Here is a 16,316-nt window from a genome sequence, read left to right on the forward strand (position 1 = left end):
CGTGAAGGACTCCTTGAGGGACTCTGGGTCCCTCAAGGAGTCCTTCACGGACTTGGGGTCGGTCAGTCGAGCGTCCAGTACACCGCGTGGCCCTTGCCCGCGGCGGTGTACGCGGTCCCGACGACGCGACCGCTGTCGGTGATCCGGTAGCCCCGGCTGCCGGTGCCGCCGGGCAACGTACCGAGCTGCCTGCGTTCCCCGTTGAGGAACCAGACCGTCGCCTGGCTCTTGAAGGTGCCCGCCACGGTGCCGTCCGCGTTGACCGATTCGGCGTCGGCGCCCTTGCCGTCGTCGGGCAGGGCGGTGACGTGACCGTCGAGGTCCCAGAGCAAGGCCGACCGCTTCGGCGGGTACAGATAGCCGGAGCCGACCACGTAACCGGTGGAGCCGATCTGGTAGACCCAGACCACGTGGGGACTGGGCCATTCCATCGGATGCCGCACGCCTGCCTGGTCCCACCTCGCGGGGATGGTGGGCCCGCCGCTGGTGTCACGCACGGTCCCGGCGATCACGCCGCTGTCGTTGATCACATGTGTCCCGCTGTTCAGGGCTTGCGGCTCCAGCTCGGTGAGCGGACCGCCGTTCACCCACCGCGCGGCCTGGTTCGCCCCGGCGCGGTTGGCGCCGCCGGTGATGATGGAGCCGTCGGCGGAGATGTCCTCGGCCATGCTCCAGGTCTCGCCGGGAAGGGCGCCCAGGTCGGTGACCGTGCCATCCGGGTCCCAGCGGAAGCCGTGGTACTGGTTGCCCGGGGTAGACCAGCTCCCGACCACGACGTTCGTGTCGCTGATCGCCCACGCGAGGGCGTTGTGATAGCCGGCCGGGAGCTGGAGCAGCGTCGCCTGCCCCGCGGCGTCCCACCTGGTCGGCACCGCGGTGCCCGCCGTCAGCACGTAGCCGGCTGAAACACCGATGCTGTTGATATCGCGCACCTGGCCCTCGGTGCCGCCCGGTGTGGGCAGCGCCGTGATCTGTCCGGTGGCGTCCCAGCGCACCGGATGATCGCGCCTCGGGTTCGAGCCCGCCTGCGAAAGCCCCACCATCACCCCGGCCTCGTTGACCGCCAGGACCGTACTCTCGTCGTCGCCCGGCAGCGTGCCGAGATCCACCGGCCCGACCGTGGTGGCTCGCGCCGTCCCCGCCGTCAAGCCGGTGACCACGACGACCGCCGCCGCCAACGACAACGCCCGTCTTCGTCCCGCGGGCACACGATTCCTCATCATGACGACTCCCCATTCCTGATTCCGGTTCACCTGCGCTGTGCGGACCCCGGTGCGACCGTAAAGCAATCGCGTCAGAAATTGCTCGTGCCACGATCACGTTCCACACGAACAGCCGAAAGGCGGGAATTCGGCGGTACTTTTGCCCTCAACGATGATCGGAGGCGTATTCGGAAAAGATTCCGTAAAGGACGCGACGCGCGTTCACGGATTCCTCATCGGACCGGCCCCGGGTCTGAGCACAAGCGACCAGCGCCTTCCAGAGGGCCCAGCCACGTCCGCGCGCCCAGGTCGCGTCGTCGACGGACAGCCGCTCACGGAACGCCTGCCTGCCGTCGGCGGTCAGCAGCGTCCAGGCGATGGCCATGTCGCACGAGGGGTCGCCGACGCCGCAGGTCCCGAAGTCGATGACGGCCGCCAGCTCCCCGCCGTCGAGCAGGAGGTTTCCCTGAGCCACGTCGCCGTGGAACCAGCGGTCCTTCCCGTCCCAAGGAGTGTCCGACGCGGTCGTCCAGATCTCACGGGCCGCGTCGACGTCGATGTGGCCGTCCAACGCCGTGAGCGCGCGCCGCGCCGTCGCGTCGTAGGTGCGCAACGTGGCGCCCCGGAACCAGTTGTGCTTACCCGGCTGGGGGCCGTCCGCGGCATCGATGCCTTGCAAGGCCGCCAGGAACCCGGCCAGGTCGAGGGCGAAGCGGACCGGGTCGGCGATGCGGTCCGCGGTCGCGGGTTCGCCCTGAAGCCACGGATGGATCGACCACGGGAAGGGGTAGTCCGCCCCAGGACTCCCCTTCGCCACCGGGATCGGGATGGGGAGAGGCAGTGACGGGGCGAGCCGCGGCAGCCAGTGCTGTTCTTTGTCGACGGCCAGGGCGTACTCGGCCGCGCTCGGCAGACGCACCACCATCGCGTCGCCGAGCCGGAAGGTGAAGTTGTCCCAGCCGCCCTTGGCAACGGGCCGGACCGGGAGGCCGGCCCACTCCGGGAACTGGTCCCCGATCAACCGGCGAACCTGCGCCGCGTCGGCGGTGATGCGCTGGGGCACGGGCCCCAGGTCGGGAATGCTGCTCAAATCCGGGATCCTTGCTCGGACGGCCGTGTCCTGGCCGGTCGGGGTGGTCGTGAGTGACAAAGAGGGTTCGGACTGGCCTGCGGGCCGGTCGCGGCCCGAGTGTCCACATGGGACACTTAGTGGCGAGTGAGAGTCCGATTTATGCCCATATGGGCCTTTCTGCGTGGGGTCGTGAGTGATAAAGAGGGTTCTAACCATCTTTATCACTCACGACCCCTTAGCGAAGCCACGCAAAGTACCCAAAACGGGCGTTCCAGCTGGAAGCGATGTCTCATGTGGACGGCCGAAGTCGCGATCTGCTCCCGCAGGCCAGTTCAGGCCGGGCCGCGAAAGCCCTGCTCGGCAGGAGACTCGATCACACCACATTTGACCTACCTCTCAATACAACCCCGATCGCCACTCACGACCACCCCGGCCAAGTACGGCCTGGCGGGAAGAAGTCCGTCGATCGTGACAGCTCTTCCCGCCCGCGCAAGTCCTTTTCGGCTAGTGACTCGCGTTGAACGGCGTCAGCGGGTCCCAGAGCTTCTTGCAGTGGTGCTGCCGTGGAATCTCGGTGGTGAGCTGACTGTCACCGGCGGCGTTGAGCGCCATGACGACGGGATTGTCCTCGGTGTAGGGATCCCAACGGGGTGCCCCGTCCACCGTGGGATTGCCGGTGCGGGCGAATCCGGTCCACTGGGTGAGCAACTGGTCGGACAGGACCTGCTGATTGGGGGTGAGCTTGTCGCCGCCCGGGAGCAGCAACAGCATTTCGGCGATGTGATAGGCGCCGTTCGGTTTGGTGGGGTCGAGGAAGAACTGCGGAGGAACGTCCGTGTCGTCGAATTGGTAGGCGAACACCGGGATGTGCTTCGACAGCCGTTCGCTGTTGAGCACGGAGGGGCAGACCGAATTGGAGTCGGCCACGAGGGTCCGGTAGGCGAGGAACGGCGCGGGCGTCGGGAACCGCTTCAGCGGGTAAGTCCTGCGGACGGCGGGTGCGTGCTCGCCATACTGCTGCAGCACGAGCTTTTCGTAGTCGGCCGGAGTGGACGCGGAGGGCAGCTGGGTCTCGTCGCGGTCCACACCGTGGATCAGTGCCACGTCGTTGACGCGCCCGGTGGCGAACGCCTCCCCCGGCGACATCGGCAGGAACTTCCCGTCCACGATGGGCGCTATCGTGCCGTTGCCGGGCTCCCGTCCGTGATCCGCCTGTTTGAGCAGGGCGGCCGCGGGCACCTTGCGCAGACACGCGGCGGCCTCGGCCTCGACGCCGCAGCCGACACCGGCGGCGAACTTCGCGCCCGCGCGGTGCGCCTGCTCCTCGGTGGGCAGTTTCGACTTGCAATCCTGTGCCTGCCAGACGGTATCCACGCCGAGCAGCGAGTTGTACTCCCCGCTTTGGGCGATGCCGCGCTGGAACAATCCCGCCGAACTCGGCGCGGTCGTATGGGCGCAGACGCTCGAACCACCCGCGGAAGCACCGTAGATCGTCACGTTGTGCGGGTCGCCACCGAACCGCGCGATATTGCGCTGCACCCAGCGCAAAGCGGCCTGTTGGTCCAGCAATCCGTAGTTCCCGGCGTGCTCACCGAAACCTTCGTGGGCCAGGAACCCGAAGATCCCGAGCCGGTAGTTGACCTCCACGCTGATGACGTTGCCCCCGGTCACCAGGCGGCTCGCGTCCTGCGGCTTCAACAGCAGGAACCCGCCGCCGTGGATCTGCACCATCACCGCGAGCGGCCCTGGCCCCGGTTTGGCCGGCGCACGGACGGTCAGGTTGAGGCAGTCCTCGTTGTCCGTGGCCGGGCCCACGCTCGCCGGCTGCGCGCACTGGTTGCCTTCGGTGGTCGCGGCGAAGGTCTCCGTCCACGGAGTGGGCCTGCGCGGCGCCTTCCAGCGCAGTTCCCCGGTCGGCGGCGCGCCGTAACGGATCCCTTGCCACGACGTGACTTCGGCGCCCTTGACGCCGCACACCGGACCGTCGTCCGTCTTCACCGTGGTGCCCGGTGAGCAGACCGGCGCGGGTGGATCCGCCTTGATCAGATCGCTGGCCATGGACGCCGAACCGGTCAACGGCGTCGCGATCAGCATGGTGGCCGCGACGGCGGCCACCACCTTTCTGTCGAGTCTCATCCGTCCTCCTCCGCGGTGGCGATGATCTCCAGTCTTGCCACCACCGAGAAAGCCACAACCTCCATTCGGCCGCCCGGGAATGGTCATAATCCCGGTCAAGATGGTCTTCGCCGGGGCCCGGATTCAGCCAGGAAGGAATACGGGAAAGAAGACCGCGGAAACAACGGAAATCACCGGTCAGGAATTGATCCGGGTCTTTCCGGGTACGAGATCGGCGAGGAGCGCGGACTGTTCCCGCCGGTAGGCCTCGACGTTCGCCAGTTTGACGTCCTCGTAACCGCGAACCAGATCGGGCAGCTCGGCCAACGCGAGCAGCCTGCCGCGATCGGCGGCTTCGGTGCCGAACGCGGCGAGGATCGTCTCCCGGTACTGCGTGACGAGTTCCCGCTCCACCTTCCGGACGTGTGCCTTGCCGAACGGGTCCCAGCGCGTGCCGCGCAGCTTCCGGGCGGCGCGCAGCGCGACGAACACCGGGCGGAACTTCGGGCCCAGCGCGATCTTCCGCTTCATCCCGAGCGCGCGGAGCACGGGCGGGTGCAGGCGGTAGGCATAGCGGCTGCCCACCCCGAACTCCGCCTCGATGCCCGCGATCACGGCGGGGTCGAGCGAAAGCCGCGCGACCTCGTACTCGTCCTTGTAGGCCATCAGTTTGTGCAGGTTGCGCGCCACCGCCTCGGTGACGGCGGTCGAATCCCCTTCCAGGACCCGGATCCGTTCCACGAATTCCGCGTATTCCCGCGCGTAGCGGACATCTTGGTACTGGACGAGTTCGGGGACGCGGATGTCCAGCAGTCGCGCGAGTTCCGAACCCTGCTGGGCCTGCACGAGCGCGCGGGCGCGAAGAGTGGCCGCAGACGGAGCGGGAGCCGCGGCGACGGCGGGCGGGGCGACAGCCGTGTGCAGCCCGTCGGGATCGGCGACGAGTTGCCTACCCCGCCGGAAGGCCTGGAGGTTGCCCGCGACGGCGACCCCGTTGAGTTCGATCGCGCGCTCCAGGCTGGCCGCGTCCAGCGGGATGGCGCCGGTCTGGTGCGCCGCGCCGAGCTGGAGGATGTTGGCGAACTGGTCGTCGTCGAACAGGGTTTCCGCCAGAGCTCGCGCGTCCAGCGCCACGGTCCTGGCCGAGTTCTCCGAGATCGCCCCGCGCACGGCGGCCGCGTCGGGGAAGGACACGGTGGTGTCGACGACCATCCGCCCGGTGGGCACCTCGGTCGTGGAGACCACGGCGGTGGTCCGGCCGGGGTCCGCCACCGTCAGATGCGCCGGGTCGGCGCCGACGAGGACGTCACAGGCCAGGTAGAGATCGCATTCCCCGGCCGCGAGCTTCGGCGCCTGCGGTGTCGGCCCGGCGGTGATCTTCAGATCCGAGACGACGGCGCCGCCCTTCTGCGCGAGCCCGGTCTGATCCAGGGTCCGGACCTGCTTGCCCTCGATCACGGCGGCCGTGGCGAGGATCTGCGCGACGGTGACCACGCCGGTCCCGCCGACCCCGGTGATCCGCACGGTGAAGTCGGTGCCGCCGGTCTCGGGCGCGGGCAACTCGGCCGCGGTGATCTCCCCGGCCCGCCGCCGGTGTTTCCGCCCGGTGGGCACCACCGTCATGAACGAGGGGCAGTCCCCCGCCAGACACGAATAGTCCACGTTGCACGACGACTGGTGGATCGTGGTCTTCCGGCCGAATTCGGTGCTGACCGGCTGCACCGACAGGCAGTTCGACTTCTCGCCGCAGTCACCGCATCCTTCGCAGACGCGTTCGTTGATCACGACCTTGGTGGCGGGGGTCTCCAGCTTTCCGCGACGGCGTTTGCGGCGCTTCTCCGCGGCGCATTCCTGGTCGTGGATGAGCACGGTCACGCCGGAGATGCCGGCCAGTTCCTCTTGTGTGCTCAGCAGTTCGTCACGGTGTCGGACCTCGACGCCGTCGGGCATGCGCGTCCCGCGGAACCGTTTCGGCTCGTCGCTGGTGATGACCACCTTGGCGACACCTTCGACCAGGAGCAGCGACGCCAGCCGTTCCACCGGGAGCCCGCCGACGGCGTCCTGGCCACCGGTCATCGCGACGGTCGCGTTGTAGAGGATCTTGTACGTGATGTTCACCCCGGCGGCCACCGCCGCCCGCACCGCGAGGCTGCCGGAGTGGGTGAACGTGCCGTCGCCGATGTTCTGCACGAAATGCTTCGCGTCGACAAACGGCTCCATCCCGAGCCACTGCGCGCCCTCGCCGCCCATCTGGGTCAGACCGACGACGTCACCGACCTGTTCCGGTTCCATGAACAGCGCCATCGCGTGACAGCCGATGCCGCCACCCACCACGGTCCCCTCGGGCACCTTGGTCGACGAGTTGTGCGGGCAGCCGGAGCAGAAGTACGGCGTCCTGGTCAGCAACGGGATCGAGATGCGCTCACGGCGGCGCTGCTGCCGCCACGCCGTCACGGACGGGATCTCGTGCTGCTCGCTCAGCCGCCCGGCCAGCACCCTGGCGACGGCGTCCGGGTCGAGTTCCCCGAGTTCGGTGCACAGGGTCCGGCCGTCGGGGCCGGTCTTGCCGTACACGGCGGGCGCCCCGGCGGTGCCGTAAAGCACCTCCTTGATCGCCGCCTCGACGAAGGAGCGCTTCTCCTCCACCACGACGATCTCGCTCAGGCCATCGGCGAAGCGGCGGACGATCGACGGTTCGAGCGGGTGGATGACACCGAGTTTGAGGATCCGGATCCCGTGCCGGGACAACGCTTCCGCGTCCAGGCCGAGCAGCCGCAGCGCCTGCATCAAGTCCAAATAGGACTTTCCGGCGGTGACGATGCCGATCCGGTCCGCGGGCCCTTCCTGGACGATCCGGTTGATCCCGCTCGCCCGCACGTACTCGACGGCGAGCGGCACGCGTTCGGTGTAGAGGCTGCGTTCGAGCGCCATCAGCGTGGTCCCGAGCAGCCGCGAGGTGGGCTTGTGCCGGTAGGGCGTGAAACCCTTGGCCAGCTCCGGCGCCGTCCACCGCGGCCGGACGTGGGCGGTGCTCGCGGCGTCGGCCACGTTCGCCACGAGTTTCATCGACGACCACAGCCCGCTCGCCCTGGACAGCTCGACGGCGTGCAGCCCGAAGTCGAGCACGTCCTGGGAGTCGGACGGGAAGAACACCGGCATGGCGAGGTCGGCGAGCGCGAGCTCGGAGGCGCAGGGCACCGACGAGGACTTGGCGTTCGGGTCGTCGCCGACCAGCGCCACCGCGCCGCCCGCCGGATCGGTGCCCGCGAGGTTGGCGTGCCGCAGGGCGTCCGTCGCCCGGTCCAGGCCGGGCGCCTTGCCGTACCAGAAGCCGGTGACCCCGCCGGGTGACGAGCCCACCGACGAGGTGAGCTGGCTGCCCATGACCGCGGTCGCGGCGAGTTCCTCGTTCAGGCCCGGACGGTGCACCACGTCGTGCTTGTCGAGCAGGACGGAGCGGCGGCCGAGTTCGAGGTCGTACCCGGCCAGCGGGGAACCCTCGTACCCGGAGACGAACACGGCGGGCGACGCCCCGGCGGCGCGGTCGTGGCGCACCCGGTCGAACAGCATCCTGACCAGCGCCTGGACCCCGCTGAGATAGACGGTGCCGTCCTCCCGCAGATAGCGGTCCTCCAACGTGAACTGCTCCACCAGACCTGCCTCCTTCGGCACCCCCGCGTGACGTCACGACAGGAGACCCGACCGCGCCGGGCCGTCGCAACAAGCGGCAGTCTATTGATCCCCAGCGCGCAAAAAATCTGACCCTTCTTCTCCGCTGGCCGATATCCGTTGCGTCTGCGTACCATCTCGGCTCATGGCGGACCTGCTCATCGACGAGACCGATCGCGAGATCCTCGAACTGCTCCGGGAAGACGCCCGGCGCACCCTGGGGGATATCGGCGCCCGCGTCACGCTGTCGACCGCGGCGGTCAAACGCCGCATCGACCGCATGCAGGAGAACGGTGTCATCACCGGCTATACCGTCCAGATCGACCACGCCAAACTCGGCTGGGGCATCGAGGCGTTCACCGAACTGCGCTTCACCGGGACCACCAAGGTCGGCGAGATCGTCCGCACGACCACCCGCATGCCGGAGGCCCAGGCGGTGTTCACCATCGCGGGCGACCCCGACGCGCTCGTCTGGCTGCGGGTCCGGGACATGGGCCACCTGCAGCGGACCATCGACGAGATCAGGCGGCATCACCAGGTGACGGGCACGAAGACGCTGATGGTGCTGGAGTCGTGGACCCGGGGCCAGCAGTGGCCCCAGGCCGACGTCTGATCCAGCGGGTCGTGAGTGCCGATTCGGATTCTGGTGGACCGGCATTTGTCTGCCTACGGGGCTTGGGTTGGTTTCGGTCTGCCCGCCGGCGTCAACGGTGACACGGTCGAGCGTGGAGGATTCAGGACGTTGAACGTCCCGAATCCTCCACGCTCGGATCACCCAGGTCGCTCCCCCGCAGCAGCCGCCGCCCGATCCGGGCAAGATACGCACCGAACTCAGCCGGTTCCTCCACCGTGAAAGCGATATCGGTGAGCGTCAGGACAACAGCCAGCCATTCGAAGGAATCGACGTACGCGACGTATCGGCACCTGTCCTCGCCGAGCGCTTCGAAGCTCCCGTCGACCCGGTGAAGCCGGGCCGCGGCCTCACCCGCGCCGACGTCGAGGGTCAGCGTGATCCGGAGCGATTTCGGGCTGTGGAAGCGGTCCTGGAGATGCCTCGCGACGTCGTCGACGGGCAGGTCACGGGGTTCGAACGCCACGTCGGTCGGCTTCGGCGAGGCGATCCGGTCGAGACGGAAGCTCCGCCAGTCCCGCCGGTCGAGGTCCCAGGCGTAGAGGTACCACCGCCTGCCGAGCTGCACGAGGCGCATCGGTTCGACCGTCCGGGACGACGGGCCGTCCTTCGCCGTATACGCGAACTCGAGGCACCGGCGGGAAGCGATCGCCGCGGCGAGGACGTTCAGGATGTCGGGAGTGACCCGCGGTTGTTCAGCGCCCCCGAATTCGACCGCCGCGAGCATCTCGTCGGTCCGCCGTCGCAGCGCCGGCGGGAGAACGCGCCGGAGTTTCGCGGCGGCGCGGTCCGCCGATTCGGCGGTCAGGTCGATGCCGGTCCCGCCCGCGGCGGCCAGGCGCAGTCCGAGCACGGTGGCGATCGCCTCGTCGTGTTCCAGCATGAGCGGCGGCAGCGCGGCCCCGGCGACGAGCCGGTAGTTGCCTCCCGGGCCACGGCTGCTCTCCACGGGATAGCCCAAGCCGCGGAGGTGGTCGATGTCCCGGCGAAGGGTGCGAGGCGGGACTTCCATGGCCGTCGCGAGTTCGGCGGCGGGCCAAGCCCGGCCGGTCTGGAGCAGCGACAACAGCCGCAGCATCCGTTCCCGTGGTGCGGTCACGACTCCTCCCGATAATTGTGGCCGTAAACCGGCCACATCTCATCGTAGCGTGACGTCATGGCGAAAGATGAGCGCGGACGATGGATCACGGTGGAAGGCGCGCGGACGAACAACCTTCGCGAGGTGTCGGTGCGCGTGCCGAAACATCGGCTGACGGTGTTCACCGGCGTATCGGGATCGGGGAAGTCTTCGCTGGCCTTCGACACGATCGCGGCCGAAGCCGAGCGCCTGGTCACCGGGACCTATCCCGCTTTCGTCCGCAACCGGCTCCCGCAGCATCCGCCCGCCGACGTCGACCGGATCGACGGGCTGATTTTCACCACGATCGTGGATCAACGTCGGTTCACCGGCAACGCGCGGTCCACTGTGGGCACGGCGGGCGACATCGCGCCGCTGCTGCGGTTGCTGTTCTCCCGCCTCGGAAAACCGGGCGCCGGGTTCTCCCCCGCGTACTCGTTCAACGATCCCAGCGGGATGTGCCCGCGCTGTGAAGGGCTCGGCGTGGTCGACGACATCGATCTCGACCGGCTGCTCGACCGCTCGCGCAGCCTGCGCGACGGCGCCGTGCGCTTCCCGACGTTCGCCCCGGGGACCTACCGGTGGAAGCGGCTCGTCCACTCCGGACTCGTCGACCCGGACGTCCCGTTGCAACGGTTACCGGCCACGAAGGTCGAAACCTTGCTGCACGCCGAAGGACTTCCCCTCGACAACCCCGGTTCCGAATACCCCAAGCACGGCCTCTTCGACGGCGTCGTCCCGCGACTGCGGGAGTCGTACCTGCGCAAGACGCCGTCGCGCCTCACCGCCGAGGAACAGGAAGGGCTCGCCGGAGTCGTCACCCGCGGCGTCTGCCCGGACTGTGCGGGTACCCGCCTCGCCAAGGCGGCGCGCGACAGCCTGATCGACGGGCGGTCCATCGCGGACTGGTCGGCCTTGCCGGTCGGCGATCTGCGCGACGTCGTCGCGACAGTGCGCGATCCGTCGGTGGCGCCGCTGGTGCGGGCGATCCGGGAGCGGCTCGACGCGCTGGCGTCCGTCGGCCTCGGTTATCTCAGTCTGTCGCGGGAATCGAGGACGCTGTCCGGCGGCGAGGCCCAGCGCGTCAAGATCGTCCGTCACCTCGGCAGCGCGCTCAGCGACGTCTGCTACGTGTTCGACGAACCCAGCACCGGCTTGCACCCGCACGACGTGCACCGGCTCTTGGAGCTGCTGACCAAGCTCCGCGACGCGCACAACACGATTCTCGTGGTCGAGCACCATCCCGCGGTCATCGCGGCCGCCGATCACGTCATCGACCTCGGACCGGCCGGCGGTGACAGCGGCGGGCGCGTCCAGTTCGAAGGCGGCCCCGGCGCACTCGCCCGCAGTGGCACCGAAACCGGGCGTTCCCTCCGTACGCCGCTCCACTTCCGGGAACGACCCCGTACCGCCCGGGGAAGCGTGACGATCTCGGGTGCCCGTAGCCACAACCTGCGTGACGTCACCGTCGACGTGCCGCTCGGCGTCCTGACCGTCGTCTCCGGGGTCGCCGGTTCCGGCAAGAGCAGCCTGATCACCGGCGAACTCCCCCGGCAGCATCCCGGTTTCGTCGTCGTCGACCAGGCCCCGCTGCGTGGTGGCATCCGGTCCACCCCCGCCACGGTGCTCGGTGTCGCCGAGCCCGTCCGCGACGCCTTCGGCAAGGCCACGGGGAAACATCCATCGTGGTTCAGCGCCAACGGCCGGGGCGCCTGCCCGCTCTGCAAAGGGAAAGGCGTCATCGTCACCGACCTGGCTTTCCTCGACGACGTCCAGACCGGCTGCGACGCCTGCGGCGGCACCCGGTTCAACCCGGAGGCGCTCGCCGCGCGCCTGAACGGCCGGTCCATCGCCGACGTCCTGGCACTGAACCCCGCGGACGCCGCCGCCCTGTTCGGCGAGCGGTCCGCCATCGGGCAACGACTGCGCTGGCTGGACCGGGTGGGGCTCGGCTACCTGACGATCGGGCAGAGCCTCGACACCCTGTCCGGTGGCGAAAGGCAACGCCTCCTCCTCGCCCGCCACCTCGCGGACGCGGGCCCCGCCGACGACCTGCGCCTGGTCCTCGACGAACCCACCGCCGGGCTGCACGGCAGCGACGTCGACCGGCTGCTCGTCCTTTGCGACGAACTCGTCGACGACGGCGCGACCCTCGTCCTGATCGAGCACGACCAGCAGGTGATCGCGCACGCCGACCATGTCATCGACATCGGGCCCGGCGCGGGTTCCGACGGCGGGACGGTCGTGTTCGAAGGCACGCCGTCGGCCCTGGCCGAGGAGCCCGCTTCGCTCACTGGCCGCTACCTGCGAACCCGCTGAAAAACGCGTTCCCGGCGCCGGACGGCGCCGGGAACACCCACCCGCCCGGGAACAGTTCCCGGGCGAGCGCGATGATTCCCGATCAGGCTTTGCCCGACACGCCGGTACCGAACAGTTCTTCGCCCGACTTTCGGTGATCTAGCCCACCAGCTCGCAGGCCTTGTCCGCCTTCATCGCCTGGTCGAGCCCCGGCACCTTGGCGGTTTCGACCGAGGGCACGTGCGAAACCAGGTCGGCCCCGCTCAGGTTGAGGGCGGCCTTGGCGTATTCGACACCCGCTCTCGGCAGCAGGGTGCGGTACTCGGTCACCTTCCCGTGCAGCTTCCGATAGAAGGCCAGCTCACCGGACGCGAGCGTATCGGCCTCCTGCGCGGGCGGCCCGGCCTGAGGCAGTTTCTCGAGCCCGCCGATCGCCGCTGTCAGCGCGGTGTCCAGCTTCTCCAGCGACGCCGCCGCCTTCGGCAGATCCGCCTCGGACTCGATGTCGAAGCTTTTCGCCAGACTGTAGACGATCAACCGCATGTCCTTGACGGCAGCGCAATACCCGCCCGCCCAGGAGACCAGCGCCGGATCCGGGCCGGCCGGGGACGGGGCCGCCGAGGACGGCGCGGACGCCGACTCCGGCGGATTCGACCCGCACCCCGCGACAAGGCAGGCGACGACCGCGGTCACCCCGAAACGCATCGCTGTCCGGATCTTCATGCGGCGAGGGTAGAGCCGCCCGGCGGGACCGGTCCCTGACGTGCCGACTCCTCGTGGTCGACGACCTTGGTGAGGAAGTGCTGCTGCCCCAGCGTCCACACGTTGGTGGCCAGGAAGTACAGCAGCACACCGATCGGCACCGGAAAGAACGCGCCCGAGACCAGCATCCCGAGCGGCGCCAGGTACATCATCAGTTTGGTGATCCCCGCCGCCTGCGGGGCGGTCGCGGTCTGCCGGGCGAGCCCGGAACGCATCGAGAAGAAGGTGGCCAGGCCGGCGATCAGCATCAGCGGCACCCCGACGGCGATCATGTGGACGTGGTCGGTGCCGAACGCGGCCAGCTCCGACGCCGGTTGGGAAAGCCAATTGCCGAGCTTCGCGCCGAACAGATCGGCGTTGAGGAAGGACTCCACCCCGGCGCGATCGAAAACGTGGTTCGACTGGGCGCCCGGGGCGAAATCGCGCAGGACCCAGTACAGCGAGAAGAACACCGGCAGCTGGATCAGCGCCGGGAGACAACCACCCAGCGGGTTGGCTCCGCTTTCGGCGTGCAGCTTCTGCATCTCCGCCGCCATCCGGCGACGATCCTTGCCGTGCTTCTCCTGGATCTCGCGCATCCGCGGCGCGAGCGCCTGCATGCGACGGCCCGCGCGCAGCGCGCTCAGAGCGGGTTTGACCAGCAGAAGCCGCAGGGTGAAGACGAGGAACACGATGGACAGCACCCAGGCCAGGCCCGAGTCAGGACTCGCCACAGCGCCGAAAACCTTGTGCCAGAACCAGAGAATGGCGGAAACGGGGTACAGGAAGACATCGAACATGAACGGGTCACTCCGTCGTTTGAAGGTGCGTGGGCAGGAGTGACTGCCTCACCTTCGGACCAAGTCGTGTCCTGTGAGTCTGTTCGACGGCAGGACACGGCCCAGAGAGGGTCAGGCAGCCAAGATGCCCGGTGACGGAGCTCGTGGCCGGACGCGGCCGCGCGCGTCGGGGTCGCGAAGACTCAAGAACAGTTGCGCGCGTTCGCGCAGGCTGATGGCCCGCACCTTCATCGCGGCGGCCGCCGGTTCCGGGCGGAAGTGCGCCGCGAGCGCGAGCAGGACGACGGCGAGGGACGCTGTCAGGGCGGCGGCCAGGCCGAGCGGATTGGCGACCGTCAGCGACGCCGTCAGCGCGGTGACCAGGCTCAGCGGGTTGACCCCGCCGACGACCGGGAGCACGACGAACAACTCGGGCAGGAACAGCGCAAGCATCAGCTTGAGCCGCACGCCGAAGTAGGTTCGCTCCACGTCACCGACACTACCGGAAATATTGCGTTGCGTGATTTCCGCGGTCGCGGGCAGTCTGGCGGCATGGGCCACGTGGAAGTCGCGCACGTCGAGTACTACCTGCCCGACGGGCGGTTGCTGCTCGGCGACGTCTCGTTCCGCGTCGGCGAGGGCAACGTCTGCGCGCTCGTCGGGGCCAACGGGGCGGGCAAGACCACCTTGCTGCGGCTGATCTCGGGCGAACTCGCCCCCGACGGCGGCTCGGTGACCATCAGCGGCGGGCTCGGCGTGATGCCCCAGTTCGTCGGGTCGGTGCGCGACGAACGGACCGTGCGGGACCTGCTCGTGTCGGTGTCGCCGGACGCGCTCCGCTCAGCGGCCCGAGCGGTCGACGAGACCGAACTCGCGTTGATGGAGCGCGACGACGAAGCGGCCCAGATGGCCTACGCCCAGGCGCTCGGCGACTGGGGCGACGCTCGCGGCTACGAAGCCGAAGTCATGTGGGACAAGTGCACGATGGCGGCGCTCAACCTGCCGTACGAGAAGGCGCGCTGGCGCGAGGTGCGCACCCTGTCCGGTGGTGAGCAGAAGCGGCTGGTCCTGGAAGCGCTACTCCTCGGCGGCTGCGGCGTCCTCCTGCTCGACGAGCCGGACAACTACCTCGACGTCCCCGGCAAGCAGTGGCTGGAGGCGCGGCTGCGCGAGACGCAGAAGACCGTGCTGTTCGTTTCGCACGACCGGGAACTGCTCGCGCGCGCGGCGAAGAAGATCATCAGCGTCGAACCGGGCCCCGCCGGCGGCGACGTCTGGGTGCACGGCGGCGGCTTCGACACCTATCACCAGGCGCGCACGGAGCGGTTCGAACGTTTCGAAGAACTCCGCCGTCGTTGGGACGAAAAGCACGCCCAGCTCAAGAAACTCGTCGCCGACATGCGTCAGTACGCCGCGCGCAGCGACGAGATGGCTTCGCGCTACCACGCCGCGCAGACCCGGTTGCGCAAGTTCGAGGAGGCCGGAGCGCCCGCCGCTCCCCCGCGCGACCAGAAGATCACCATGCGCCTGCGCGGCGGCCGGACCGGCGTCCGCGCCGTCACCTGCGAAGGCCTCGAACTCCGCGGCCTGATGAAACCCTTCGACCTGGAGATCTTCTACGGCGAACGGGTCGCGGTGCTCGGCTCGAACGGCTCCGGCAAGTCGCATTTCCTGCGGCTGCTGGCCGGTGAGGACGTCGCGCACGACGGGCTGTGGAAGCTCGGCGCCCGGGTCGTCCCCGGGCATTTCGCGCAGACGCACGCCCATCCCGAACTGCTCGGGCGCACGCTCGTCGACATCCTCTGGACCGACCACGCGCGCGGCCGCGGGCCCGCGATGAACATCCTGCGCCGGTACGAACTCGACGGCCAGGGCGACCAGCGGTTCGAAAAACTGTCCGGTGGCCAGCAGGCGCGGTTCCAGATCCTGCTGCTGGAGATCGGCGGGGCCACCGCCCTGCTGCTGGACGAGCCGACCGACAACCTCGACCTCGCTTCGGCGGAAGCGCTCCAGCAGGCGCTGGAAGCGTACGAAGGCACCACGATCTCGGTGACGCACGACCGGTGGTTCGCGCGCTCTTTCGATCGGTACCTCGTGTTCGGCTCGGACGGCCAGGTGCGGGAAACCCCGGAGCCGGTCTGGGACGAGCGGCCGGTGCGGCGCCAGCGGTGAGCTGGTGAAGTGAGTCCGTCCGAGGTCGTGGCTGATCTGCGGAAGCTGGTCAGACGTACGGTTACGCTCCGTTGCAGTATGTACACTGATTGCCGTAACTCCGGAGGCGAGGCTGGCAGTCGTCGCGCAGGAGGTGCGGGACGGCAAGCGAGGGCCGGGTGAACTAACGGACGTCTTCGCCGGTGCCATCGTGTACGCGCAGCGGCCCGAGAAGCCTGGACTGTGGGTGACAGATCTAGGCGAGCGCGGCCGGTGGATGCTGGTGTTCTCCACGCTGGAACGCCTGGCCCGCCATGCCTGGGATTGTGACTACCTGTCCACGACCGGAGCCGATCTGCTGGAACTCGTCCCGCCGGGCATCGGTCTGATGGTTGATCCACATGAAGACCATCGATTCCCCATCTTGTCGCGCATGGCGCCCCCGGACGTCATCGCGAGGACATGGAAGCAAGCAGGGAAACGGCCGCCGCGTCCCGATATCACCGGATAGCGACGCCGAGACCGGAAATGGAGGGGGGCT

12 protein-coding genes are annotated in these 16,316 nt (G+C 68.9%); 4 read left to right on the forward strand and 8 right to left on the reverse strand.

The window, feature by feature from the left end:
• Window positions 1–62 precede the first annotated feature (62 nt).
• The 4 genes from CFP71_RS18090 to CFP71_RS18105 all read right to left on the reverse strand — a co-directional run bounded on the left by CFP71_RS18090 (window position 63) and on the right by CFP71_RS18105 (window position 8,040).
• Window positions 63–1,220 (reverse strand): HAF repeat-containing protein, encoded by a 1,158-nt coding sequence (locus CFP71_RS18090; RefSeq protein WP_093935079.1) that lies wholly within the window; start codon window positions 1,218–1,220, stop codon window positions 63–65.
• A gap of 148 nt (window positions 1,221–1,368) precedes the next feature.
• A complete protein-coding gene (locus CFP71_RS18095) occupies window positions 1,369–2,292 on the reverse strand; it encodes an aminoglycoside phosphotransferase family protein (protein WP_093935043.1) in 924 nt (307 codons plus the stop codon).
• 486 nt (window positions 2,293–2,778) lie between these two features.
• Entirely contained in the window at window positions 2,779–4,410 is a 1,632-nt protein-coding gene (locus tag CFP71_RS18100) for a carboxylesterase/lipase family protein (protein WP_093935044.1), read from the reverse strand.
• A 177-nt stretch (window positions 4,411–4,587) separates the two neighbouring features.
• Window positions 4,588–8,040, reverse strand: coding sequence for an indolepyruvate ferredoxin oxidoreductase family protein (locus CFP71_RS18105; RefSeq protein ID WP_093935045.1), 3,453 nt, complete (start codon window positions 8,038–8,040; stop codon window positions 4,588–4,590).
• 163 nt (window positions 8,041–8,203) lie between these two features.
• Between CFP71_RS18105 and CFP71_RS18110 the strand changes: the two genes are divergently transcribed.
• Complete coding sequence (locus tag CFP71_RS18110) at window positions 8,204–8,671, forward strand: Lrp/AsnC family transcriptional regulator (RefSeq protein WP_093935046.1); 468 nt, start codon at window positions 8,204–8,206, stop codon at window positions 8,669–8,671.
• Between the two features lie 121 nt (window positions 8,672–8,792).
• Here the strand turns inward: CFP71_RS18110 and CFP71_RS18115 are convergent, their stop codons facing one another.
• A complete protein-coding gene (locus tag CFP71_RS18115) occupies window positions 8,793–9,788 on the reverse strand; it encodes a helix-turn-helix transcriptional regulator (protein WP_244199720.1) in 996 nt (331 codons plus the stop codon).
• A gap of 57 nt (window positions 9,789–9,845) precedes the next feature.
• On the opposite strand from CFP71_RS18115, the gene CFP71_RS18120 reads away from it, so the two are divergent.
• A complete protein-coding gene (locus tag CFP71_RS18120; RefSeq protein WP_244199721.1) occupies window positions 9,846–12,125 on the forward strand; it encodes an ATP-binding cassette domain-containing protein in 2,280 nt (759 codons plus the stop codon).
• A gap of 138 nt (window positions 12,126–12,263) precedes the next feature.
• Here the strand turns inward: CFP71_RS18120 and CFP71_RS18125 are convergent, their stop codons facing one another.
• The 3 genes from CFP71_RS18125 to CFP71_RS18135 form a co-directional block, all read right to left on the reverse strand.
• A complete protein-coding gene (locus CFP71_RS18125) occupies window positions 12,264–12,827 on the reverse strand; it encodes a hypothetical protein (RefSeq protein WP_143267108.1) in 564 nt (187 codons plus the stop codon).
• Window positions 12,824–13,645 (reverse strand): membrane protein insertase YidC, encoded by an 822-nt coding sequence (yidC, locus tag CFP71_RS18130; protein ID WP_093935049.1) that lies wholly within the window; start codon window positions 13,643–13,645, stop codon window positions 12,824–12,826. The genes CFP71_RS18125 and yidC overlap by 4 nt, the downstream gene beginning before the upstream one ends.
• Window positions 13,646–13,756: 111 nt before the next feature.
• Window positions 13,757–14,113: a DUF6412 domain-containing protein gene (locus CFP71_RS18135; RefSeq protein ID WP_093935050.1), complete on the reverse strand. Its 357-nt coding sequence runs from the start codon at window positions 14,111–14,113 to the stop codon at window positions 13,757–13,759.
• Between the two features lie 63 nt (window positions 14,114–14,176).
• On the opposite strand from CFP71_RS18135, the gene CFP71_RS18140 reads away from it, so the two are divergent.
• A complete protein-coding gene (locus CFP71_RS18140; RefSeq protein ID WP_093935051.1) occupies window positions 14,177–15,796 on the forward strand; it encodes an ABC-F family ATP-binding cassette domain-containing protein in 1,620 nt (539 codons plus the stop codon).
• 133 nt (window positions 15,797–15,929) lie between these two features.
• The gene (locus tag CFP71_RS18145; RefSeq protein ID WP_093935052.1) at window positions 15,930–16,286 is read left to right on the forward strand and encodes an SseB family protein; all 357 of its coding nucleotides are present in this window, start codon (window positions 15,930–15,932) and stop codon (window positions 16,284–16,286) included.
• Window positions 16,287–16,316 lie beyond the last annotated feature (30 nt).

The sequence above is a fragment of the Amycolatopsis thailandensis genome (assembly GCF_002234405.1).
Lineage (GTDB): Bacteria > Actinomycetota > Actinomycetes > Mycobacteriales > Pseudonocardiaceae > Amycolatopsis > Amycolatopsis thailandensis.